A 25,016-nucleotide genomic window follows, 5' to 3' on the forward strand; every position below is an offset into this window, starting at 1 on the left:
GCATAATGACTGTCTGTTGTAGAGATTGCTTCGTTCCTCGCAATGACGTGTTGGTTTATTATTTTACTTAATCAAACGTCTTATAATCCGGTATTTCAAAATCCTGGTTTATGGTGCTGATAAATCCTAAGATCTCATCACGACCCAGATGCTCCTCGGCCGAGGTAATAAAGATCTGCGGTACCTCATCAAATGTCTCTAACAAAGCCTTTTTAAACTTGGCTACGCTTTGATCTGTTTTTATGCTTGATTGTTTATCAGCCTTGGTGAATACCAATACAAACGAAAGTCCTTTTTCGCCCAGCCAGTTACAAAACTCAATATCTATTTTCTGCGGATCAAGGCGGCTGTCAATCAATACCATTACGCATTGCAGGCTTTCGCGTTTGTCCAGGTATTGTTGGATGAACTTGTTCCAGTCGGCTTTTTTGGTTTTTGATGCACGGGCATAGCCATAACCTGGTAAATCCACAATGTACCAGTTATCGTTCACCAAAAAATGATTGATGAGCTGGGTTTTACCGGGTGTTTGCGAGGTTTTGGCCAAACCTTTTTTAGCCGTCAGCATATTAATTAACGATGACTTACCCACGTTTGACCGGCCGATGAAAGCATACTCGGGCTTTACCGGTGGCGGCAATTTTGAAATTTGGGTATTGCTGCAAATAAAGTCGGCAGATTTTATGATCATGCGGCAAAGATAGTGATTTAGTGATTAGAGATTGGTGGTTAGTGATTAGTTGGTAGTTTGAATAATTAACCAAAGAAAACAGGGGAGTACTTTTGAAGAAAGTAAAAGAAATAAATTATTTTTATGACTACAAATAAAGTAAGCAACCCATAATCCAATATTTGATATGAGCATACCAGAACAGATCGAAGCGTATATTACCAGCCAGCCTGAACCAAAACGTAGCGACATGCAAGAGTTGCACAGGTTTATACTCCAGGTATTACCGGGATGTAAGTTATGGTTCCTTGATGGTAAAAACAGTGAAAATAAAATTGTTTCTAACCCCAATATAGGCTATGGATCTTACACCATAAAATATGCTGACGGAAAAACCAGGGAGTTTTATCAGGTTGGTATGAGCGCAAATACAACCGGCATCTCTGTCTACATCCTTGGTATCGAAGACAAGGCATACTTAGCCCAGTCGTATGGGAAAGAAATAGGCAAGGCGAGCGTGAGCGGATATTGTATTAAGTTTAAAACGTTGAAAGATATAAAATTGAATATACTTGGAGCTGCAATACGGTATGGGGTTGAGGCTACGAGTGAAAATTAAAATTTCACTGCTTAACGCGAGCTATTTTCAGGTAGATATTTGTAATTTACAATGCGATAACAATTAAACAAATCAAATACCGTAAATTTGATGTTTAAACATGTAATATTATGAGCGATTATAAGGTCCCTGCCCAAACCCGGATAGGCCATGTGCATTTAAAAGTGAGCGATCTGCAACAATCATTGGATTTTTATAGCGGATTACTGGGTTTTGAAATTATGCAGTTATATGGCAACCAGGCTGCTTTTATATCGGCAGGGGGGTATCATCACCATATCGGTTTAAATACCTGGCAAAGCAAAGGGGCACCACGTGCTCCTGAATATGCACCCGGATTATTCCATACCGCCATACTATACCCCGAGCGTAAAGATCTTGCCGAAATTTTGCAACGGCTGATTGATAAAAAATATCCCATCACCGGCGCGTCAGACCATGGCGTGTCAGAAGCTATTTACCTGGACGACCCCGACGGCAACGGAGTTGAATTATACTGGGACCGCCCCAAAGAACAGTGGCCGCTGGATGCGAATGGCGAAATAGAAATGTTTACCCGCCGTTTGGATATGGAGGGGTTGTTGGCTTTGGTTAAATAAGTTGTTTGATCTGCCATTTCTCACTCGTTCCTCGTTTCGAAATGAACAAAATATTAAGAAATTTCAATTAATTGTTGCATTATATGTAGTTAACTACGTAATATTGTATATAAATTAATATGATGACGACTACATTAACAATCCGGCCCATTCATAATGAATATTGCGAACAGGTAATAGATCTGATCTTATCTATCCAGCAAAAGGAATTTGGCTTAACTATAACTATTGATCAACAACCTGATCTGCGGGATATCGACGCGAATTATCATGCAGATGGCGGCAGCTTCTGGGGTGCTTTTGTGGGCGAAGAGTTAGCGGGCACTATCGCTTTAATAAATACCGGGCATCAGGCAGGCTGCATCCGTAAGATGTTTGTTAAAACGGATTACCGTGGTAAAGAGTGGGGTACGGCGCAAAAACTGCTGGATGTGCTGCTGCAGTTTTGCCGCGATAAAGATATAACCGATGTTCAGTTAGGTACAGTTGAACCACTAAAGGCGGCCCATAGATTTTATGAGCGTAATGGGTTTGAACGGATAGCGAAAGAAGACTTGCCGCCGTATTTCCCGCTCATGTTAACCGACACCATGTTTTACCAGTTACATTTAAATAAATAAAGTATGGGAGTAATTGACGAATCGGGCATATTGGCTATAGCCACCCGGATGCAACGGCTAAGCGAGCAAATGCGTAAGGATGGTTTACTGATCTACAAAGCACACGGCATCGACTTTGAGCCGAAGTGGTTCCCGGTGATATACACATTGTATTTTAAACCGCTATTAAGTGTGGTTGAGCTGGCTAACGAGATAGGTTACAGTCACCCATCAACCATTACCTTATTAAAGGAGCTGGAGAAATTAAAACTCATTAAATCAGGCAAAGATAAAGCTGATGAGCGAAAGCGCCTGGTACAATTAACCGAAAAAGGTAAAGCGTTGATAGAGCAAATGAAACCCGTTTGGCAAATTATGATAGCTGCCGCGACGCAATTAACCGATACCCAAAATAACCTGATGAAAGCCATAGCCGAGGTAGAGCAGCAAATGGAGATCCAAAGCTTTTACCAGCGTGCCAAAGTTATTATGGCAGCAAACGAATTAAAAGACTAACCCAAATTACTATTACAATGTCAATAACAATAAGAAATATTAAACCCGAAGATAATGTGGAGCTGGCGCGGATAATCCGCGAATCGCTGATTGAGTTTGATGTGCCAAAGGTGGGAACAGTTTATTCAGACCCGGATACCGACCGTTTATATCAACTGTTTGCCGAAGCTCCGGCCAGCTGCTATTTTGTAGCCGGGGAGGACGGCGCTTTAATTGGCGGCTGCGGCATTTACCCAACGCCCGGTTTACCAACCGGCTATGCCGAACTGGTAAAATTATACTTAACTGCCGCAACCCGCGGCAAAGGCATCGGCAAAATGCTGATGGATAAATGTTATGAAGCCGCGGCAGATTTGGGTTATACCCATTTATATCTTGAATCTTTCCCCCAATTGGCTAAAGCTGTAAGTATGTATGAAAAAGCGGGTTTTAAACCATTAAATGGGGCTTTGGGCAACTCGGGTCATTTTGCCTGTACGATCTGGATGGTGAAAGAACTATAGCTAAGTTTAACTGTGCCAGCTGTGCCAGGTGTTACACCTGTCCCTGGCACAGCACAGTGTTACAGGTGTTACAAGTGTGTCAGGTGGTACATTTGTTTCTGTAACAGTAACACAGTATACTGATTGAAGGGGCTACCGTGATCATAGATTAGTTGTTTGTAATGTAAGGTTAAAAACTAATCTCCAACCTCTAATCACTAATCTCTAAATCCCTATCTTTGCCGCATACTATGAGCAAAACCGTAATCCCGTACAGTCAGAAGCAGGGCACCAAAAAAGAGCAGGTGGCCGATATGTTTAACAATATATCAAAAACCTATGATTTCCTGAATCACTTCATGTCATTGGGTATTGATATCATCTGGCGCAAAAAGGCCATTAACGAGTTAAAGAAAGATCAGCCAAAACTGATCCTGGATGTAGCCACCGGTACCGGCGATTTTGCTTTCGAGGCGCTGTCTATCCTTAATCCCGATAAAATTGTCGGGGTTGATATTTCACAGGGCATGCTGGATATCGCGCAGCAAAAAATTACCAAACGTGGCTTAGGCCATAAGTTTGAAATTAAACTGGGCGACTCAGAAAAACTACCTTTCGAAGCCGGTGAGTTTGACGCGGTAACCGTTGCTTATGGTGTGCGTAATTTCGAGAACCTTGAAATGGGCATGGCCGACATCAATCGTGTTTTAAAACCGGGTGGAAAAGCCGTGGTGTTGGAGTTTTCAAAACCTAAGGTATTCCCTGTAAAGCAATTGTATAAATTCTATTTCAACTATATAACACCGGGTATCGGCAAGCTTTTTTCGAAAGATTCAAGAGCATATTCCTACCTGCCCGAGTCGGTAGCGGCTTTTCCTGATGGTAAGGATTTTTTAGCAGTTATGGATAAGGTAGGCTTTAAACATACCAAATGCAGGCCTTTAGCGTTTGGTATCTGTTCAATTTATACCGGCGTTAAATGATCAAAATAAGGTGCCTGCTAATTTTGTCCCTGTTTTTTTGCAGCCATTGCCTGTTTGCGCAGGACGTGGTACCGGCATGGGGCGGCGGGGCCGATGATAAAAATATAAGTTTCGGTTTTAGCTTTAGTTATGTAAGCAGCTACTTTAAAATTGATAAAAAGCTGGACTGGCGCAATCCTTATATAGATAACGAGGGTTTAAAAGTTACCGACTCTATAAAAAGTATAGGTTCGGCAAACTCGCAGGGTTTCGCAGTGGGTTTTTTAGCCCGTTTCAAGATAACCGAACACCTGGAAGCGCGGGTAACACCCGGATTAATTTTTGCCGACCGCAGTATTGATTATACATTTAATACACCAGGTCAGAACGTAAAAAAGGCCGTACAGGCTACCGTGATAGACCTGCCTTTACTGCTCAAATTAAAATCAGACCGTATAGGTGATTTTAGGGCCTACGTTTTAGGCGGGGTTAAATACTCGCAGGCCATAGGCAGCCGTGTAAATGCGGATGCAGGCGCCGCGCTGGCAGATAAATTAGTTAAGAATGTAAGCAGCTATGCTTCATACGAAGCCGGTATTGGCTGCGACCTGTATTTCGAGTTTTTTAAGCTATCTCCCGAAATAAAATTGTCAAACTCTTTTGGTGATGTCATGCTTCACGAAAATCATCCTTACTCAAGGCCGATTGATAAATTATCTTTACATACCCTGATGTTTAGCTTGCATTTTGAGTAGATGCCGCTTTTATGTCTCTAAAATGGTTTAATTGCCAATGAAAAAGCATAATTTCGCAGTGGATTTATAGGATATCTATGGCTAAAATTGCATTAATTACCGGGGCCACTGCAGGAATAGGCGAGGCCTGCGCGCAACTGTTTGCCCGCGAAAAATACAACCTGATACTTACCGGCCGCAGGCTGGACAGGTTAGAGAAATTAGCAGCAAGTTTAAACAAGAAGTACGATACCGAAGTAGCTGTTTGCGCCTTTGATGTGCGCGACCGCGAACAGGTTGCCAGTAACTTTGAAAGCCTGCCTGCCAAGTGGAAAAAGGTTGATGTGCTGATAAACAATGCCGGCCTGAGCCAGGGCCTTGACCCCATACAAAACGGTAGCCTGGATGATTGGGATACCATGATAGACACAAACATAAAAGGCCTTTTATACGTAAGCAAGGTGGTTTCAAACTGGATGATAGCTAATGGTAAAGGTCATATCGTAAATTTAGGATCAATAGCCGGAAAAGAAGTTTACCCTAACGGGAATGTTTATTGCGCTACAAAAGCTGCTGTTGATGCGTTAAGCAAAGGTATGCGGATTGATCTGGTATCGCACGGCATAAAGGTTACTGCCATACATCCGGGTGCAGTTGAAACAGAGTTCTCTGAAGTACGTTTTCATGGTGATAAAGAACGGGCCAAAAAAGTTTATGATGGCTTTGAACCTTTAGCAGCCAATGATATTGCCGAAACAATTTGGTTCGTGGTAACGCGCCCTAAGCACGTTAACATAAATGATATGTTAATTATGCCAACCGCGCAAGCCTCAGCAACTATTATAAACAGGAAATAGGTAAAATGTGCAGCTGTGCAAATATGCAGCTATGCAAATTATATTAAATCAATAATTCAGTTATTCAATAATTAAACAGATGTCGCTTATTACACAAATAGATCAGGATATAAAGTTGGCTATGCTGGCGAAACAGGCCGACCGTTTACAGGGCTTGCGCGCTATAAAATCGGCATTGCTATTGGCTAAGACCGAGAAAGGCGCCGCCGAAGAAATAACGCCCGAGGCTGAGATCAAAGTTTTGCAAAAGCTGGTTAAGCAACGTAAAGAATCGGCAGATATTTATAAAACCCAGGGCCGCGACGATCTGTACCAGGTAGAGATGGCAGAGATGGCTGTTATTGAGCCTTATTTACCACAACAAATGACCCGTTTTGAGGTTGAAGGCTTTATACAAGAGCTGATTGGCCGCATAGGCGCAACATCAATACAAGACATGGGCCGGGTTATGGGTATGGCCAATAAAGAACTTGCAGGGCAAGCCGATGGTAAAACAATATCAGAGGTGGTAAAACAATTATTAGGATAATTTATTTGTTTTAATTGTTGCAGGTAAACCACAATAAGCTATTTTTATAGCGGGTACATTAAGCTTAGGCTTTATTAAAATTAACACTTACAAAGATTATATATATGGGTTTCGTGCTTAAAGAGGAACGTGGTTTTAGTTACATCGATGAGGGCGAAGGACAGGTGTTATTGTTATTGCACGGCTTAATGGGCGGGCTTAGCAATTGGGAAGAGGTTATTGAGGAATTCAGACATAAATACCGGGTAATTTTACCAATGCTGCCTGTTTATGATCTGCCGGTAATAACTACAGGGGTTAAAACGTTATCAAAATACGTACATAAGTTTATAAAGTATAAAAAACTGGAGAACGTTATCCTGTTAGGCAACTCGTTAGGTGGCCACGTAGGTTTAATTTATTCGCTTGCCCATCCGGAAAAGTTGAAGGCATTGGTGTTAAGCGGTAGCTCTGGTTTATATGAAAATGCTTTTGGTGGTTCTTTCCCGCGAAGGGAAAGCATGGATTTTGTAAAAGAAAAAGTAGAATACACCTTTTACGATCCTAAAATTGCAACGCCCGAATTAATTGACGAAGTTTATAAATTAGTTAACGACAGGCATAGCGTTATACGGTTATTGGCAATGGCAAAATCGGCCATACGCCATAATATGAAAAAGGATCTGCATAAAATACATATCCCGGTTTCATTAATATGGGGCCGTAACGATAAAATAACACCACCGGAAGTGGCTGAAGAGTTTCACCAGTTGCTGCCGGATTCTGAATTGCACTGGGTAGATAAATGCGGCCATGCAGCCATGATGGAGCATCCGCAGGAGTTTAACCGCTTGTTGAAATTGTTTTTAGAAAAAATAGGAGCATAAATATGTTTGCAGTTGAATTGATAGCTGACGCAATACCGCCGATACACACCTCTGATACCATACGGAAGGTGCTTGATCGTATGGTCGAGTTTCGCGTGCGCCATTTGCCAATTGTAAACGAAGAGCAGTTTTTAGGCCTATTGGCCGAAAGCGATATGCTGCCCGAAATGGATGCCCAAACACCGATAGGTGCTCTGGGGCTATCGCTGGTTAATCCATATGTGCGCGAAGACCAGCACATCTATGATGTGATACGCCTGTTTTATGAACAAAGATTAAGCGTTGTTCCGGTGCTGGATATTAAAAAGAACTATTTAGGGCTGATTCCACTTAACCGGATGAACGAATACTTTGCTACCATAGTTTCGGTTTCGCAGCCGGGAGGTATTATTATTCTGGATACCGATAACAAAAATAATTCACTGGCGCACATGGCGCAGATAGTTGAATCAGACAATGCCCAGATCTTAAGCTCGTATGTACGCACCTTTCCCGATTCAACCCGGATGGAAGTTACCCTGAAAGTTAACAAGCAGGACATATCAAATATAGTGGCAACTTTTTTACGTTATGAATATGATGTAAAAGCCACCTTTAATCACAGCGAGCACGATGATGGTGCGATGGATAGGTACGCTTCGCTGATGAATTACTTAAATCTTTAGGCTCATTGGTTCAATGGCGCATTAGTTCATTAGTAATAATTGATTAATGGATAGGTAAAAATGCTACACCAATAAACTAATGAACCATTGAACTAATAAACTAATGAAAATAGCAGTATACGGCAGGCAGTTTAATGACGAAGCGGCACTACCTTTTATACAACAGGTGTTTGATAGCTTATCGCTGCACTCGGTTGATGTATATGTCCATCACCAGCTAAACAATTACCTTTCTGGCAAAATAAATACCGGTATATATAATGTATTAAATGATGGCGACCAGATAAAGGGCGTTATCGACGCATTTATAACCCTTGGTGGCGATGGCACCTTACTGGATATGGTGAGTGTTATCCGCGACTCGGGCGTGCCGGTTATAGGCATTAACTTTGGCAGGCTGGGCTTTTTAGCCAGTGTAAACAAAAGCGATATCGCGTCGGCTATACATGCCGTGGTAAACAAACAATACACGTTAGATGGCCGTGGCCTGTTAAGTGTCGAATCTGAGTTAAACATATTAGGTATGGATAATTTCGCGCTTAATGATATTACCATTCACAAGCGCGATGATTCGGCCATGATCACCACCAGTATGTTTTTGGATGGCGAGTTTTTAAACTCGTACTGGGGCGATGGTATCATTATAGCAACAGCAACCGGTTCTACCGCTTATTCATTAAGCTGCGGTGGCCCTATTATATTTCCTGAATCTAATAGCATAGTGGTTACGCCCGTTGCACCGCATAATTTAAATGTAAGGCCTATTATATTGCCCGATAGCAGCATCCTCTCTTTCGAGGTGGAATCGCGCAACTCTAACTATATTTTATCTTGCGATTCGAAAACGGAAATTATTGATAAACCTATGCGGTTCAAAGTGCAGAAAGCAAATTTCGAGCTAAATCTTATCCGCCTAAATAATGAAAGCTACTTATCTACGTTAAGAAACAAACTATTGTGGGGCCTTGATGCACGCAATTACTAATTTTTGGTGGATGGCTAAATCTTTAGCAGCGTTACTTTTACTATTTATTTCATTAACAGCAAAGTCTCAAGCCTGGGAAGTTGGCGGTTTTGCCGGCGGTGCAGGTTATATGGGCGATCTGAACCAAAATAACCCTTTTAAAATTTCGGGCATTGCAGGCGGTATATTTGTTAAAAAGAACTTTGACGGTTACCTGGCGCTTAAACTGGGCTATACTTATGGCTTAATTAAAGGTGCCGACAGCCTTTCGCAAAACGCACAGGCACGCAGCCGTAACCTAAGCTTCAACACTCAATTAAACGAGTTAAGCCTTACCGGCGAGTTTAACTTTATGAAGTATATACCATCAGTAAGTGAAAGCATATATACACCTTATATTTTTGGAGGGATAGCTTATACAGGTTATACCCCAAAAACTACTTACTTAGGGCGAACGTATGATTTGCGTACCATACAAACCGAAGGTAAATCATACCCCGGCAGTACAATAGCTGTACCTTTTGGCCTGGGTATTAAATATAATATAGCCGGCAGGTTAACCCTTGGGGCCGATCTGGGTTACCGGATAGCTTATACAGATTATATAGATGATGTAAGCGATGTATATGCTGATAAGAGTAAATTACCCACAGCATTGGCAGTAGCATTGTCTGATCGTTCTGCCAATCAAATTGGTGCGGCAGGTACCCAGCGTGGTGATTTAAGACCCAAGGATACCTATATGTTTATAGGGCTATCCATATCGTATACCTTTATAACACAGAAGTGTTACTATTAAGTAAACAATGCGGGGTTAAAAATGCCCCAAATTTTTGTGCAAACTTTCTTTTCATTAGCATACTAAAAAAGTACAAAGTAAGTTTTACCTTTGTCACCTGAAAATTTGGGCGTTATTTATCAAAACCCTAGATATCGGGCGTGTTGTAAAAACATACATCTATATTAAAAACACGCGTTTCAAGCCTGTATGGCTTTATTGATCGGCAAAAGGAAATGAGTTATAAGGATAAGATTGATTTGTTAAAGTTACCGCAACACATAGCTATTATAATGGATGGCAATGGCAGGTGGGCAAAAGACAAAGGCAAATTAAGAATATTTGGTCACCACAATGGTGTACTGTCTGTTAGAGATGTAGTTGAAGGTGGTGTTAACCTGGGGCTTAAATATTTAACACTTTACACTTTCTCATCCGAGAATTGGAACCGCCCCAAGTTGGAGGTTATGGCCATTATGGAGTTGATGGTTAGCACTATCAATAAAGAAATCAAAAACTTTATGGACAAGAATGTTCAGCTTAATGCAATAGGCGACCTGGACATGCTGCCCAAAAAATGTTACGAAGAGTTAATCAACGCTATTAAAACAACATCAAAAAATACCGGCCTTGTGTTAACGCTGGCATTAAGCTATAGCTCGCGCCGCGAAATTGTACATGCTGCAAAAAGCCTTGCAATTAAAGTAAAAAGTGGCGAGATAGACGTGAATGATATTGACGAAAAACTTTTTGAAAGCAACTTGTATACCGGCGATATACCCGACCCGGAGTTGTTAATAAGAACCAGTGGCGAATTTAGAATAAGCAACTACCTGCTATGGCAAATTGCCTATGCCGAGTTGTATTTTACACCAAAACTATGGCCTGATTTCAGGAAAGAAGATCTTTATGAAGCCATATTAGATTACCAGAAACGCGAGCGCCGTTTTGGTATGACAAGTGAGCAGGTAAACTAAATTTTTCCGTTTAACAAATTTTAACAACTGTATAAATTATTTTTAGCCCACTAAAATATCCGAATGAATAAATTTCTGTTTGCTATAATTTTCTCTGTAATAAGTACTGCTGCACTTGCCCAGGTCAGACAAAACCAACAGGTTTTCAGGCCATCAAGTTCCGACACTTTGAGTTATCTTAACCCTAAAGAGTATATTATTGGCGGTATTACTATTACAGGTACTGTACACCTGGATAAAGATGTGTTGGCTCAAATTGCAAAAGTAAATAAGGGCGATAAGCTGATGTTACCCGGCGAAGCAAGTGCTGCCATCGTAAAGAATTTGTATAAAGAAAATCTTTTTGATGACGTACAATTGTATGTTACCAAAATTAGCCTTGATACCGTATACCTTGAAATAGCTATTAAAGAGCTGCCGCGTTTATCAAACCTGCGTTTATCAGGCTTGCGTAAAAGCGAAATAGAGGAGATCAACAAAAAATTAGATGATAAAGGCAAAATTGTAAATACCAATTTGCTAAATAAAACCGATGCGGTAATTAAAAAGTATCTTCACGAAAAAGGCTTTTTAAATGCTACTGTAACTATTAAACAACGCCCTGATCCGGGTGATGCCAACAGTTTAATATTAGATGTTGTGATTGATAAGGGAAGAAAAGTAATGATAAACTCAGTTACTTTTGAAGGCAACAAAGATTTCTCGCAAGCTAAACTTAGAAGCTTTTTGTCAAAAACACGTACCCGTAAGTTTTATAACATATTTGGCTCTAAGAAATTTAAAGATGACAAATACATAGAAGACAAGCAAACGCTTGTTGAAAAAATGCAGGCGCGCGGTTACAGGGATGCTTCAGTAATAAGTGATACCGTTACCAAGCATGATTATGAAAGTGTAGATGTAAAGATCAAATTATATGAAGGCCACAAGTATTACTTTGGTAATATTAAATGGTCTGGCAACGCCCGTTATAACGACGATTTTTTAAACAGGGCTTTGCGTATAAAAAAAGGTGATGTATTCAGCGAAGAAACTTTAAGTAAAAGGTTAAGTGGTGGCGGCCCAAGCGGGGATGATGTTTCATCGCTTTATTTGGATGATGGGTATTTAACTTATAACTCAGATCCTGTACAAACCGGCATGCATAACGATACGGTTGATTTGGATATCCGCATATTTGAAGGACCGCAATACACCATAAACCGTGTTACTGTTAAAGGTAATGATGTAACTAACGATAGGGTAGTTATACGCGAATTGCAAACTTTGCCGGGCCAAAAATTCAGGAAATCAGCATTAATAGAAAGTACGCGTATAATAGGCCAGTTAGGTAATTTTGATGATACTAAAACAGAGCCTCGCCCGGTTAATATTAACTCGGCAGATGGTACTGTGGATCTGATCTATAACGTGGTTGAAAAACCATCAGACCAGGTTGAGCTTTCCGGTGGTTTTGGTGGTGGGCAATTTGTAGGTACGCTGGGCCTTACCTTTAACAACTTTGCTATCCGGAACATTTTCCATCTTAAAGATTATAAGCCACTACCAAAAGGCGATGGCGAAAAACTAAGTATCAGGGGGCAATCAAGCGGAAGGTCTTATCAGAATTTCTCGTTTACTTTCTCTGAGCCATGGTTAGGTGGTAAAAGACCAATATATTTCTCGGTATCAGCATATACACAGGGAAGTTCGTCGGGCCAGTATTATCCAAAATCAGACCCTAATTATAACAACCTGCGTATAAACGGTATTGGCTTTACTTTAGGTAAGCGTTTAAAATGGCCGGATAACCGTTTCCAACTAAACTACTCGTTAAACCTTGATCATTATAACCTGGATAACTACCCCGGCTATTTATTTTCAAATGGCACATCGTATAACATTAAGTTAACGCAAGAGCTTTCACGTAACTCGTTAGATGGTTCACCTATATTCCCTACAGGTGGTTCAAATATTAAATTTACGTTGCAAGGCACGCCACCATATTCATTGTTTAATAACATTAACTACAAACTGCCGCCAACACAAGAGCAATTGTATCACTTTGTTGAATATTTTAAAGTGAAATTTGACGCGCAGTGGTTTATACACCTAACAGGTAAATTTACATTAATGACCCAGGTTAGGTTTGGTTTCCTTGGCGAGTACAACTCAATAGTTCCGGGATCGCCGTTTGAGCGCTTTAAGCTGGGTGGTGATGGGATGCAGAGCTACCAGTTTTTACAGGGTAGTGATATAATTGGCTTACGTGGTTATGAAAACTTCTCTATAGTACCTGTAGGCTCAAACTACACAGCTAATAACAATCCGGGTAGCGCTATATATAATAAATATACTATTGAGCTGCGCCACCCTGTTATTGCCAGTTCATCGGCTACCATATTTTTATTGGCATTTGCCGAAGGCGGTAATGTTTGGGATAAGTTCTCGCAATTTAATCCATATAACATTAGAAGATCGACAGGTATTGGTGCAAGGATATTTTTACCTATTTTTGGTTTACTTGGTTTGGATTATGGTTATGGCTACGATGCAATACCCGGAATACCGACAGCGAATAAAGGGCAGTTTAGCTTCTCTATATCACAAAGCTTAAGCGGTGGGTTTAACTAAATAGAAAAAAGTTGATGAAAAAGGTAATTTTAGTACTGGCTTTTACGTTCTTAGGTTTCACAGCGGCGTTTGCGCAGCGGTTTGGATATGTTGACTCGGATTATATACTGAAACATATGCCTGATTATGTATCGGCTCAAAAACAGCTGGGCGCATTATCTGATCAATGGCAGAAAGAAGTGGATAACCGTTTCCAGGAAATTGACAGGATGTACAAAGCATACCAGGCCGACCAGGTTTTGATGTCGGCTGATATGAAAAAGCGTCGCGAAGACGAGGTTGTCAACAAAGAAAAGGCAGCTAAAGATTTTCAACGCCAAAAATTTGGTCCTAATGGCGAGCTTGAAACAAAAAGCAGCTCGATAATGAAACCCATACAGGATAGAGTAGCTAAAGCAGTGCAGGCTGTTGCCGAAGCGGAAAACCTGGATATGATATTTGATAAAAACAGCGAAGTGATAATGCTGTACGCTAACCCACGGTATGATAAAAGCGCCGATGTTATAACACGACTGGGATTAAAACCCGGAGTATTTGCTAAATAAAATTTTTATATATATAATCGCACAATTTTAAAATTAAACACAGAACACAAAAAACAATGAAAAAATCATTAAAAGTTGCTTTAGTTGCAGTATGCATGTTAGTAATGGGCAACTTTGCCAAAGCGCAACAAAAAATTGGATATATCAATACAAGTGACCTGATTCAGTTAATGCCTGAGTTAAAAACTATTAATACACAAATGGATCAGTTTAAAAAGACTTACATGGATGTATTACAAGGTATGGGCAATGAGCTTCAAAAAGGCGCAGCTGATTTGCAAGCCAAACAAGCTACAATGACTGACGCTGCTAAAATTGCTAAACAAAGCGAGTTAGCTGATTTGCAAAAACGCGCTCAGGATTACCAGACAAAAGCACAGCAAGACGTTGAAAATAAAGGTAACGAGTTGATGAAACCATTAACTGATAAGATCCATAATGCAATTGTAGCAGTAGCTAAAGAAAAAGGCTATGCTTATGTGTTGGACTCATCACAAACTTCATTATTGGTATTTCCACCAGCTGACGACTTAATCTCGTCTGTAAAAGTTAAATTAGGCTTAGGTGCAGCCCCTGTTGCTGGTGCAAAATAATTTAATTAAATACATTTATAAAAGCGCTCTCTAATACAGGGCGCTTTTTTTATTTTTGACCGTTGATTAGAATGACTTTATGATTGCCCCGATTTGATTTTTGTTTTCAAAGATTTGCAACCCACTAATCTCTAATTAACTAACCTCTAATCTTTACCCACGATGCAACCAATAGGTATTTTTGATTCAGGGATAGGCGGCTTAACCGTATTTCGTTCAATTGCCGAGCAGTTGCCGGGGTATGATTATATCTATCTGGGCGATAATAGCCGTGCACCTTATGGTAACCGGTCTTTTAACACTATCCATCAATATACCTGGGAATGTGTGCAATGGTTGTTTAAGCAAGGCTGTCCGCTTATTATACTGGCTTGTAACACGGCTTCGGCAAAAGCGCTGCGTAATATCCAACAGTTAGATATGAAGGGCCTGGACTCATCTAAAAGGGTGTTAGGTGTTATACGGCCCACAGCCGAGGTGATAGGAAATTATTCTACTACGAAAGAAATAGGGGTGTTGGGTACAACAGGTACGGTTCAATCAGAGTCCTACCTGATGGAGATCCAGAAGTTTTTCCCCGAGCTTGAAGTTTACCAGCAGGCCTGCCCGCTGTGGGTACCATTGGTTGAAAGCGGCGAATATGAGAAACCGGGGTCGGACTATTTTATAAAAGAATACCTTGATGAAATAATGGCAAAATCGGCCAATATTGATACGCTGTTGCTTGCCTGTACCCATTACCCATTGTTAATGGATAAAATAAAGGCGCATTTACCTGCTAATGTAAATGTTATAGCCCAGGGCGATATTGTTGCCAAAAGCCTGGTTGATTATCTGCAGCGCCACCCCGAACTTGAACAAAAGCTAACCAAAGAAGGGACGCGTAAATTTTATACCACTACCGATGATACGAGCGAATTTAACCATCATGCATCGCGGTTCTTTTCGGCTCCGGTAACTTCTGAATTTGTGTCTGTAACAGAGTTTGGTTGTAAATAGCCTCACACTATGCCCTTTCCAACGAAGAGGGATTTAGGGCGAGCTGTATAATTCCTACCATTTTAGTCAACTTTATACGCACAATCCAACCCAATCAATTCAAAATTTATTAAGTTTGCAGCTAAAGTAAATCTGGTTGAATTTTTACCTTACATATTTATTAGTTGCGATAGGCTTATTTGTTTTTTTAGCCTTCTTTACTATGTTTGGCGTGTATGCCGAACGTAAGGTATCCGCATTTATACAAGGGCGGCTTGGCCCCACCGAAGTAGGTAAATACGGCCTTTTGCAAACCGCGGCCGACATGCTGAAGCTACTGCAAAAAGAAATGATCATACCCACTGCTGCCGATAAAGTGCTGTTCTTAATGGCGCCGGTTATCATATTTGTGGCGGTATACCTGGGTTTTGCGGCATTACCCTGGGCTCCCGGCCTGGTTCCTGCTAAAATTAATATAGGTCTTTATTATATCCTGGCTATCATTTCAATTGAAACCCTGGGCATACTGATGGCTGGCTGGGGATCAAACAATAAGTATTCCATATTAGGCGCTATGCGCTCGGCAGCACAGATCATATCTTATGAGATACCTGCCGGTTTTGCATTGATATCCGTTGTGATGATAGCGCAATCGCTTGACCTGCAGACCATATCCATACAACAAGGGATCTTATCCGCAGAAAAAATAAAATTTTTAGGCTTTTGGGACGTAACTGCAAATGGCGGTATACTGTCATGGAACATTTTTAGGGCACCGCATTTAATTATAGCATTTGTAATATACTTTATAGCATCGTTGGCCGAAAGCAACCGTGCACCATTTGATATACCGGAGGCGGAATCAGAGCTGGTGGCGGGTTTCCATACCGAGTTTACCGCGTTGCAATTTGCTTTGGTATTTTTAGCCGAATATGCCATGATGTTCCTGGTATCAATGGTGGGGGTGATTCTGTTTTTAGGAGCCTGGAATACACCGCTGCCTAATATTGGCGCTGTACGCCTTGCCGACTGGACAACCGGAACAGCCTGGGGCATATTTTGGATAGCGATAAAAACATTAGGATTAATAGGATTGCAAATGTGGATCCGCTGGACATTGCCGCGTTTACGGGTTGATCAGCTGATGAACTTATGCTGGAAGGTACTAACACCATTGGCGTTTGTGTGTATGCTGATATCGGGCATATGGCGGTTATGGTTGATGTAGTAATTAGAGGTTAATTAATTAGAGATTAGGAATGTGTCGGTGAAATCAAAGAGGCATCGGTGAAATCAAAAATGATAAAGAAAGCGATAAACGGATTTACAACTGCCTTGAAGGGAATGTCTATTACCTTCGGACATCTTTTTGCGTCGCACGCAAAGCGGGAGGTAATATCTGTGAGCGATAATAATTACTTTAAACAAGTAGAGGAAGGTACAAATACCATCCAGTATCCGCACCAAAAACTACCCGTGCCCGAAGTTGGCCGGTACCAGTTGGACGTAGAAATAGATGACTGTATTGTATGCGACCTTTGCGCCAAAATTTGCCCGGTTGATTGTATCACTATCGAATCAATAAAATCAACAACAGGCTCCATCGGTGAAACTTCCGACGGTTCAAAGAAATTGTTATATGCACCCAAGTTTGATATAGACATGGCTAAGTGCATGTATTGCGGCCTATGCACAATAGTTTGCCCAACCGAGTGCATTATAATGACCAATCAATACGATAAAACGGTTTTTGAACTAAAGGACCTTAATTACGAATTTGCCGATATGGCACCGGAGGATGCCGCCGAAAAACGGCAACTGCTTGAAAACCAGTTAGCCGAAAGACAAGCAGCCAAATTAGCCGCAATGAATAAAAAGGAGGGCGAGGCATGAACTTAGTCCAGGTGCTTTTTTATGTGATGGCTTTTGTGGTAGTAGCGTCAGCTTTGTTTGTGGCAAGCAGCAAAAATTTGGTGCGCTCTATCTTTATGTTCTTTATTACGCTGTTTGGTTTGGCCGGATTATATGTTTTGGCCCTTGCCGATTTTGTGGCGGTAACGCAAATAGTGATTTATGTAGGCGGCGTATTGATATTGATATTGTTTGCGTTTATGCTATCGGGCAAAGAAACCTTGGGCATTTTACAACAGCAAAAAGGCAAGTTTATTAGTTTTAATAAACTCCCCGCTATATTATTTGCCTTGTTGTTTTTTGTGGTGATGATAAATGTGGTATTAAAAACAGATGCCCCAAACTTACCCTGGATAAAACAGGCGACCGCTGCAAATGCGGTCATTAAACCCAATGATATAATGACCGATAACATCGGCATTAATTTAATGACCCGGTATTTATTACCTTTCGAGGCTATATCTATATTGTTAATGGTGGCCCTGGTAGGTGCCGCGCATTTGGCAAGAAAGGAAAAGGGGACTGTATGATCACACTAACTGATTTCCTGATTGTGAGTGCGGCCCTGTTTTGCATTGGTTTATACATGATCATAACCAAACACAACGCCATACAAATTTTAATAGGTATTGAGTTGATGCTAAACGCGGCTATATTAAACCTGGTAGCCTTTGGCAAGTTTGATAAGATCAATAACGGCGGACAAATATTTGCCTTGTTTGCCATCGTCCTTGCTGCGGCTACCACAGCAGTAGCATTAGCTATAATATTAAACGTTTATAAAAAATACAGAACTATTGATCCTGATAAGATCAATGCGTTGAAGGATCAATAATATTTGAAAACACTTATATCATACCAGGATCTGTCCACTGTTTACTTTGCAATAGCAACGGTATTGTTGCCGCTGTTTGCCTGCATTGTAAATTGCTGTTTGCCGGGTAAGCGTAATAAGATATCGGGGTTGATAAGCACATTTGCTATTTTAGCCAGTTGTGTTTTATCAATAGTTATCTTTTCAAAAACATGGAACGGGCAACCAGTGCACGCACAGCAGTTATGGTTCACCATTGGGGCTACGCAGTTGTATGCAGGAGTGTTGCTGAATAACCTGTCGGCTATTTTGTTATTACTGGTATCGGTAATTGCCTTGCCGGTTCATATCTATTCAACCGCCTACATGAAGCACGATGACAATTATGATCGTTACTTCATATACCTAAGCCTGTTCTGCTTTAGCATGCTGGCGCTGGTTGTAGTTGATAACATGGTACTGTTATACGCTTTCTGGGAGCTGGTGGGCTTTTCGTCATACCTGTTGATAGGTTTCTGGTTTACCCGCGATAAAGCGGTACAGGCCAATAAAAAGGCATTCCTGATGAACAGGATAGGCGACGTAGGTTTGCTGACTGCTATCATCATCCTTTTTGCGCAATACCGCACTTTTGATCTGGTAGAATTATTTGGCGCAAATAGCTTAATAAGTCAGTCGACCATACAAAACGGACTATGGGTAACGCCTGCGGGTAGTCTGCCTGCCATTTGGCAATACATAGCTTGTGGGGGGATATTTTTAGGGGTGGCTGCTAAGTCGGCACAATTTCCGTTACATACCTGGCTGCCCGATGCAATGGAAGGGCCTACATCGGTATCAGCTTTAATTCATGCGGCTACTATGGTTGCAGCAGGCGTGTTTTTACTGGGTAGGGTTTATCCAATATTTAATACCACCGAGTTAGATATATTGGCCATAATCGGCTGTTTTACCGCGTTTATGGCGGCAACCATCGCGCTTACGCAAAACGATCTGAAACGGATCCTGGCTTATTCCACCATATCACAATTAGGTTTTATGGTGATGGCTATGGGGGTAGGGGCTTATGCTTCGTCGCTGTTCCATTTAGTTACTCACGCGTTTTTTAAATGCGCGTTGTTTTTAGTCGCGGGTGTGGTTATACATCAGATGCAGCATATCAAAGAAGATAACAACCTGGATATCGACCCGCAAAACATCTTATACATGGGTGGCCTGCGTAAAAAGCTCCCGGTAACTTTTTGGGTTGCTGTTGTGGCTGCTTTAGCGCTTATAGGTATACCATTTACCTCTGGCTTTTTATCAAAAGACGGTATATTGATACAGGCGGTAGATTGGTCGGATAATAAAAACGCGATCTTCAGGCTAATCCCCATCGGGGCCATACTTACCACCTTGCTTACCGGGTTTTACGTTACAAGATTAATAGCCAAAGTATTTTTCGGCGATTTCAGACTGGAACAATTTCATCCGCATATTAAATACCATTGCAGCGATAATGGCTGGCAGTACCGGTTACCGTTAGTAATGCTGGCTGTGGCTTCGCTGTTCCCATTGTTCTCTCTTAACCCGTTTATTTATGAGCATGCGTGGGTATTTACCGGCTTTAGTACTATTCATTTAGATAGGGTAAATATTTATCATACCATAGTACCCGCCGGCGTAAATATTTTAAGCCTCTACGTTATGTATTGGGCATGGGCTGTTTATACCGGACGCAAAATATTAGTGTTCCCGCAAACAGGCTTTTTGTTCCACCTGTCATACCGCGAGTGGTATATTGACAGGTTTTATAACCGGGTAATTGTTGGCGCGGTAATGCGCTTAAGTAAGGCGCTGTCGTGGGTCGACCGCAAAGTTATTGATGGCTTTATTAACGAATTATCAAACCTAACCGTAACGGTGGCAAAAATCGCTGCCTGGTTTGATTATTATATTATCGATGGAATATCGCGCCTGTTAACTTTTATTGTGCAAATAACCGGTAATTTTGTGCGCCGGTTCCAGGGCGGTAAAGTGCAATATTATTTGTTTAGCATGCTTGCCATTGTGCTTGCCCTTATTATTTATTTATCTGTTTAGATATGAGATTTGAGATATTAGATTTTAGAAATAGGTGTGTAATTGCTACAATGACGGGAGAATCTGACCACTCACAACTCACTACCCACAACTCACAACTCACAAAATGAATAGTTTAACCATACTCATATTTATACCGCTGCTGTTTGGGCTCGTCATTGCATTAATGCCATCAAGCCTGCGCGGTAGTTTTAAATACATTACACTGGCCGCTACGTTGGTGCAGTTATGTATGAGTGTGAGCCTGTATCTTAATTTTAAAAACGGAACAGATTTTGGCGGTATTGCTACGGAGAGCCAATTCCAGTTTGTACAAAAGATCCCCTGGATAAACCTTGACCTGGGCAGCATGGGCCGTATGCAGATGGATTATTTTGTGGGGATTGATGGCATATCTATCACACTGTTGTTAATGACATCGCTGGTATTGGTTATTGCAGCCCTTGCGTCATGGGAGATCAAGAGCAACCTTAAAGGCTTCTTTGTATTATTCCTGATATTGGATATGGCGGTATTAGGTGTATTCTGTTCGCTTGATTTCTTCCTGTTCTACATTTTCTACGAATTGATGTTGCTGCCTTTATACTTCCTGATAGGAATGTGGGGCGGTGTAAGGCGCGAGTACGCAGCTATAAAGTTCTTCCTATATACTTTAGCCGGCTCAGTATTTATGTTGCTGGTGATGATAGGCCTGTACCTGTCGGTAACCGACCCGGCAACCGGCAACCATACATTTAACATGGTACAAATGATGAATCCGGCTAACTACGGGCAGGGTTCTATATTTGCTGCCGCAAGTAATTATACAGTGTTCGGCATTCATGCACGCACGCTTGGCTTTATCATCTTATTTATCGCTTTCGCGATAAAAGTTCCGATTGTTCCATTGCACACCTGGCTACCCGATGCACACGTAGAGGCACCAACGCCGGTGTCAATTATATTAGCGGCTATCTTATTAAAAATAGGCGGGTATGGTATCATACGGATCTGCCTGGGGATATTTCCTGATATAGCGGCTTCCGGTGCGTTCTGGCTTGGGTTAATAGGCGTTATCTCTATACTTTATGGCGCGCTAAATGCGTTGGCCCAGCGCGATCTGAAGAGGGTTATAGCCTATTCATCCGTGTCGCAAATGGGTTTTGTGTTATTAGGCATCGCCTCACAAACTGCCGAAGGTTTAAGCGGCGCAATAATACAAATGGTTAGCCACGGATTTTTATCAACCATGTTGTTCTTCCTGGTGGGCGTAGTTTATAACCGCGTGCATGACAGGGATATCTATCACTTCCGCGGCTTGGGTACTTTAATGCCAAAATATACCGTGTTTATCATGATCGCATTCTTTGCATCGTTAGGTCTGCCGGGCTTTTCGGCATTTATTGCCGAGGCATTCTCATTGGCTGGCGCCTTTAAATCGCCAACGGCAAATGGCTTGCTGCCTTACTGGATGGCCGTATGCGGCGCGGTGGGCATACTGCTTAGCGCCTGCTATTTTTTATGGACATTGCAGCGTGTGTTTTTTGGTTCGGTAAATTTAAAAGGCGGCGAAGTTTGGAAAACAGCTTTAACTGATCTAAATACCCGCGAAATAATCACCCTATTGCCATTAGCGATATTGGTATTTGTATTGGGCATTATGCCATCGTTGGTATTTAGCAAGATCAATGATTCGGTATTGGCGCTGGTGCAGTTTTTACAGCTAACCAAATAACAATGCACGAGCTACTACCATATATCAATCAGCAACTCACCGGTATTTTAGGCGATATAAAATATTTTATCCCCGAAATCTACCTGTCGTTGTTATTTATAGTGGTGCTGGTAACCGACCTGCTGTTTGGGCGTACTTCTGAAAAACTATGCCGGATAGTGGCCTGCGCGGGTATTTTATTAGTAATTACAAAAGATGTTACGCAACTGCCTTTAATAGGCGATACGTTACAATTGTTATTCAGTGGCATGCTGCTGCAATCGCATACTTCTATAATATTCAGGCTGATTATTGATGCTTCGGCATTTTTGCTGTTGCTGTATTTTGCCTGGGACGAGCCGCTTAAATCGCACCGTAAAAAACTCTCCGATCTTTATGCTATAACCATAGCCGCAGTATTCGGCCTGCATTTAATGACGATGGCAGCCAACCTACTGTCGGTTTACCTGGCTATCGAGTTTGTATCTATCGCGTCCTACTTATTGGTTGCTTATCGGTCTGAAAATGCTTTTAGTACCGAAGCCGGATTAAAATATGTGCTATTTGGCGCGGCAGCATCGGCCATTATGCTGTATGGTATTTCGTTGTTATATGGTTTTACGGGTACATTAAACTTGTTTGATCCTAATTTCATTACGGGGCTAATCCATGTTAACGCGGCAGGCTCAACATTTGCGCTGGTATTAGTGCTGGTTGGTATTGGCTTTAAACTATCTTTTGTACCCATCCACTTTTGGGTGCCCGATGTTTACGAAGGCGCGCCAACTCCGGTCACCGCTTTTTTATCAACCATACCCAAAGTTGCCGCTTTTGTATTGCTGATAAATTTTTTAACACCTTTTATTATATCCCCGCAATGGAAAGCCTTTGATTTTGGTTTGTATTTATCGGTAATTGGCATTATTACCATGATAGCCGGCAACTTTGCCGCCGTGATGCAGAACAATGCTAAACGGATGCTGGCCTATTCGAGCATTGGGCATACCGGCTTTGCTTTAATGGCTATGATTACTTTTAACGGGCAAGGCATAAAGGCATTGGAGTATTACCTGGCCGTATATGTTATAGCTAACATTGGTGCGCTGATGCTGGTAACCTATTTCGAAACGATAACCGGATCGGCAGATGTTAATACTTATAAGGGCTTAGGGCTAAAATACCCTGCTGCTTCAATCAGTTTTGTGATTATATTAATATCATTAACCGGTTTACCGGTAACCGCGGGTTTTACAGGTAAGGTATTTGTGTTTTCGGCAGTTTATAGTGTTTATCAGGCCAATCATAATGTGTGGCTGCTGCTGTTAACTATAACCGGTGCTGTTACTACAATAGTATCGTTGTTTTATTACATCAAGATCCCGCTTAACCTGTTTGTGAAACGAACAGATTCTATTTCCGAGCCAATAGCACAACCTAATTATATATTGATCACCTCGATAATTATATCGATTGTGTTGGTATTGCTCGGAATTTTCCCCAATTGGCTTACGCAGTTTTTATAGAAACGGCTAAATCGTCAGTTTTTTTAATAAAAATTTAACATTTATTTCATTTATTTATGATATTAATCATAAATTCAGCCGTTTTTTAAAATTATTCGTTAATATTTCTATGAAGCGTTACTTTCCGTTTGCTCTAATCGTTTTTATTTTAGCATTAACATTTCTTTTCCCGTCGGTCGAATTTAAAAATACCGGCACCTCGCATTTTAATACGGGCGATATAGCCTGGATGTTAATGTCAACCGCGTTAGTTTTGATTATGACCCCCGGGCTGGCCTTTTTTTATGGCGGGATGGTCAATAAAAAAAATGTGATCTCTACCATGTTGCAAAGTGTTATCTGTATGGTCATCATCACAGTGATGTGGGGCATATTTGGTTTCAGCCTGGCCTTTGGCGATAGCTTTCACGGCATAATTGGAAACCCATCAACGTACTTTATGATGAAGGGCATGCTGGGCGATTCAAGCTGGAAACTGGCACCTACCATACCTTTATTGCTGTTTGCCATGTATCAGCTAAAGTTTGCCATTATAACTCCTGCGCTAATTACCGGTGCCTTTGCAGAACGGATCCGTTTTAACTCTTATATAATTTTCCTTTGCCTGTTTAGCATATTTATATTCTCGCCGTTGGCGCATGCCACCTGGCACCCGGACGGTTTGCTATTTAAACTGGGCGTGCTTGACTTTGCCGGCGGAACAGTTGTACATATGTCTGCAGGTTGGGCGGCATTGGCATCGGCTTTGTATTTAAAAAAGAGAAATGAACCAAGCCACGCGCCGGCACGTATTACTTATGTGTTAATTGGTACAGGGTTGCTATGGTTCGGTTGGTTTGGTTTTAACGCCGGATCGGCCATGGGCGCAAATCATTTAGCGGTTACCGCTTTGGCCACAAGCACCACTGCATCAGCGGCTGCAGGCTTAACCTGGATATTTTTTGATATGCTGCGTGGCCGTAAACCATCAGCAATGGGTACCTGTATTGGTGCAGTTGTTGGGCTGGTAGCTATAACACCTGCCGCAGGGTTTGTATCAATCCCACACTCGCTGGCTATAGGTATCATATCATCGGTTATTAGTAACCTGGTGGTAGAATGGCGCACGGGTACATCTATTGATGATACGTTAGATGTTTTCCCTTGTCACGGTGTTGGTGGTATGGTAGGTATGTTGCTTACCGGTGTATTTGCCAACAAAGCTGTTAACCCGGGTAATACTACCGGCAATGGCTTGTTTTTTGGCGAGTCGCACCTGTTCCTGATACAATTGTTTGCCCTGGTGCTGGTATCTATCTTCGCATTTTTCGGATCGTTATTATTGTTAAAGATCACCGATATGATCTCGCCATTACGTGTGTCGACAGAAGACGAAGTTATAGGATTGGATATCAGTCAACATGGCGAACGCTTATAATTTGAAACCTTAATCAAAACTATAAACCAA

At 41.5% G+C, this 25,016-nt stretch carries 27 protein-coding genes; 26 read left to right on the forward strand and 1 reads right to left on the reverse strand.

What is annotated here, in order from left to right; genetic code table 11:
* Positions 1-67: 67 nt before the first annotated feature.
* Positions 68-691 (reverse strand): ribosome biogenesis GTP-binding protein YihA/YsxC, encoded by a 624-nt coding sequence (gene yihA, locus ABIB50_RS11160; RefSeq protein WP_429379796.1) that lies wholly within the window; start codon positions 689-691, stop codon positions 68-70.
* A gap of 166 nt (positions 692-857) precedes the next feature.
* Between yihA and ABIB50_RS11165 the strand changes: the two genes are divergently transcribed.
* The 26 genes from ABIB50_RS11165 to ABIB50_RS11290 all read left to right on the forward strand — a co-directional run bounded on the left by ABIB50_RS11165 (position 858) and on the right by ABIB50_RS11290 (position 24,986).
* Positions 858-1,289: a DUF1801 domain-containing protein gene (locus ABIB50_RS11165; protein ID WP_429379797.1), complete on the forward strand. Its 432-nt coding sequence runs from the start codon at positions 858-860 to the stop codon at positions 1,287-1,289.
* Between the two features lie 110 nt (positions 1,290-1,399).
* Positions 1,400-1,888 (forward strand): VOC family protein, encoded by a 489-nt coding sequence (locus ABIB50_RS11170; protein WP_429379798.1) that lies wholly within the window; start codon positions 1,400-1,402, stop codon positions 1,886-1,888.
* Positions 1,889-2,007: 119 nt separating this feature from the next.
* Positions 2,008-2,508 carry a GNAT family N-acetyltransferase gene (locus ABIB50_RS11175; RefSeq protein ID WP_429379799.1) on the forward strand — a complete coding sequence of 167 codons (501 nt, stop codon included), beginning with the start codon at positions 2,008-2,010 and terminating at the stop codon, positions 2,506-2,508.
* 3 nt (positions 2,509-2,511) lie between these two features.
* Positions 2,512-3,003: a MarR family winged helix-turn-helix transcriptional regulator gene (locus tag ABIB50_RS11180; protein WP_429379800.1), complete on the forward strand. Its 492-nt coding sequence runs from the start codon at positions 2,512-2,514 to the stop codon at positions 3,001-3,003.
* A 17-nt stretch (positions 3,004-3,020) separates the two neighbouring features.
* Positions 3,021-3,506: a GNAT family N-acetyltransferase gene (locus ABIB50_RS11185; RefSeq protein WP_429379801.1), complete on the forward strand. Its 486-nt coding sequence runs from the start codon at positions 3,021-3,023 to the stop codon at positions 3,504-3,506.
* Positions 3,507-3,736: 230 nt separating this feature from the next.
* Positions 3,737-4,468, forward strand: a complete 732-nt coding sequence (gene ubiE, locus ABIB50_RS11190) for a bifunctional demethylmenaquinone methyltransferase/2-methoxy-6-polyprenyl-1,4-benzoquinol methylase UbiE (protein WP_429379802.1) — start codon at positions 3,737-3,739, stop codon at positions 4,466-4,468.
* Complete coding sequence (locus ABIB50_RS11195; protein WP_429379803.1) at positions 4,465-5,202, forward strand: outer membrane beta-barrel protein; 738 nt, start codon at positions 4,465-4,467, stop codon at positions 5,200-5,202. The genes ubiE and ABIB50_RS11195 overlap by 4 nt, the downstream gene beginning before the upstream one ends.
* 77 nt (positions 5,203-5,279) lie before the next feature.
* The gene (locus ABIB50_RS11200; RefSeq protein WP_429379804.1) at positions 5,280-6,038 is read left to right on the forward strand and encodes an SDR family oxidoreductase; all 759 of its coding nucleotides are present in this window, start codon (positions 5,280-5,282) and stop codon (positions 6,036-6,038) included.
* Between the two features lie 79 nt (positions 6,039-6,117).
* Positions 6,118-6,567 (forward strand): GatB/YqeY domain-containing protein, encoded by a 450-nt coding sequence (locus ABIB50_RS11205; RefSeq protein ID WP_429379805.1) that lies wholly within the window; start codon positions 6,118-6,120, stop codon positions 6,565-6,567.
* Between the two features lie 104 nt (positions 6,568-6,671).
* Positions 6,672-7,433: an alpha/beta fold hydrolase gene (locus ABIB50_RS11210; RefSeq protein ID WP_429379806.1), complete on the forward strand. Its 762-nt coding sequence runs from the start codon at positions 6,672-6,674 to the stop codon at positions 7,431-7,433.
* 2 nt (positions 7,434-7,435) lie between these two features.
* On the forward strand, positions 7,436-8,098 hold the full coding sequence (locus ABIB50_RS11215; protein ID WP_429379807.1) for a CBS domain-containing protein: 663 nt from the start codon (positions 7,436-7,438) through the stop codon (positions 8,096-8,098).
* A gap of 103 nt (positions 8,099-8,201) precedes the next feature.
* Positions 8,202-9,083: an NAD kinase gene (locus ABIB50_RS11220; protein ID WP_429379808.1), complete on the forward strand. Its 882-nt coding sequence runs from the start codon at positions 8,202-8,204 to the stop codon at positions 9,081-9,083.
* Between the two features lie 10 nt (positions 9,084-9,093).
* Entirely contained in the window at positions 9,094-9,861 is a 768-nt protein-coding gene (locus ABIB50_RS11225; RefSeq protein ID WP_429379809.1) for a DUF6089 family protein, read from the forward strand.
* 197 nt (positions 9,862-10,058) lie between these two features.
* The gene (locus ABIB50_RS11230; RefSeq protein WP_429379884.1) at positions 10,059-10,817 is read left to right on the forward strand and encodes an isoprenyl transferase; all 759 of its coding nucleotides are present in this window, start codon (positions 10,059-10,061) and stop codon (positions 10,815-10,817) included.
* A gap of 63 nt (positions 10,818-10,880) precedes the next feature.
* On the forward strand, positions 10,881-13,430 hold the full coding sequence (bamA, locus tag ABIB50_RS11235) for an outer membrane protein assembly factor BamA (protein WP_429379810.1): 2,550 nt from the start codon (positions 10,881-10,883) through the stop codon (positions 13,428-13,430).
* A gap of 14 nt (positions 13,431-13,444) precedes the next feature.
* The gene (locus ABIB50_RS11240) at positions 13,445-13,975 is read left to right on the forward strand and encodes an OmpH family outer membrane protein (RefSeq protein ID WP_429379811.1); all 531 of its coding nucleotides are present in this window, start codon (positions 13,445-13,447) and stop codon (positions 13,973-13,975) included.
* A 56-nt stretch (positions 13,976-14,031) separates the two neighbouring features.
* The gene (locus tag ABIB50_RS11245; RefSeq protein WP_429379812.1) at positions 14,032-14,568 is read left to right on the forward strand and encodes an OmpH family outer membrane protein; all 537 of its coding nucleotides are present in this window, start codon (positions 14,032-14,034) and stop codon (positions 14,566-14,568) included.
* A 162-nt stretch (positions 14,569-14,730) separates the two neighbouring features.
* Complete coding sequence (gene murI / locus ABIB50_RS11250; protein ID WP_429379813.1) at positions 14,731-15,567, forward strand: glutamate racemase; 837 nt, start codon at positions 14,731-14,733, stop codon at positions 15,565-15,567.
* Between the two features lie 136 nt (positions 15,568-15,703).
* Positions 15,704-16,774, forward strand: a complete 1,071-nt coding sequence (gene nuoH / locus ABIB50_RS11255) for an NADH-quinone oxidoreductase subunit NuoH (protein WP_429379814.1) — start codon at positions 15,704-15,706, stop codon at positions 16,772-16,774.
* Between the two features lie 71 nt (positions 16,775-16,845).
* On the forward strand, positions 16,846-17,439 hold the full coding sequence (locus tag ABIB50_RS11260) for a NuoI/complex I 23 kDa subunit family protein (RefSeq protein ID WP_429379815.1): 594 nt from the start codon (positions 16,846-16,848) through the stop codon (positions 17,437-17,439).
* A complete protein-coding gene (locus tag ABIB50_RS11265; RefSeq protein ID WP_429379816.1) occupies positions 17,436-17,987 on the forward strand; it encodes an NADH-quinone oxidoreductase subunit J family protein in 552 nt (183 codons plus the stop codon). The genes ABIB50_RS11260 and ABIB50_RS11265 overlap by 4 nt, the downstream gene beginning before the upstream one ends.
* Positions 17,984-18,292, forward strand: a complete 309-nt coding sequence (gene nuoK, locus ABIB50_RS11270; protein ID WP_429379817.1) for an NADH-quinone oxidoreductase subunit NuoK — start codon at positions 17,984-17,986, stop codon at positions 18,290-18,292. Before ABIB50_RS11265 ends, nuoK begins: the two co-directional genes overlap by 4 nt.
* 3 nt (positions 18,293-18,295) lie before the next feature.
* Entirely contained in the window at positions 18,296-20,353 is a 2,058-nt protein-coding gene (locus ABIB50_RS11275) for an NADH-quinone oxidoreductase subunit L (protein ID WP_429379818.1), read from the forward strand.
* Between the two features lie 106 nt (positions 20,354-20,459).
* On the forward strand, positions 20,460-22,067 hold the full coding sequence (locus ABIB50_RS11280) for a complex I subunit 4 family protein (protein ID WP_429379819.1): 1,608 nt from the start codon (positions 20,460-20,462) through the stop codon (positions 22,065-22,067).
* 2 nt (positions 22,068-22,069) lie between these two features.
* A complete protein-coding gene (locus ABIB50_RS11285) occupies positions 22,070-23,569 on the forward strand; it encodes an NADH-quinone oxidoreductase subunit N (RefSeq protein WP_429379820.1) in 1,500 nt (499 codons plus the stop codon).
* A gap of 109 nt (positions 23,570-23,678) precedes the next feature.
* Positions 23,679-24,986, forward strand: a complete 1,308-nt coding sequence (locus ABIB50_RS11290) for an ammonium transporter (RefSeq protein WP_429379821.1) — start codon at positions 23,679-23,681, stop codon at positions 24,984-24,986.
* Positions 24,987-25,016 lie beyond the last annotated feature (30 nt).

The organism is Mucilaginibacter sp. UYCu711, assembly GCF_050433825.1.
In the GTDB taxonomy this organism is placed as follows: Bacteria; Bacteroidota; Bacteroidia; order Sphingobacteriales; family Sphingobacteriaceae; genus Mucilaginibacter.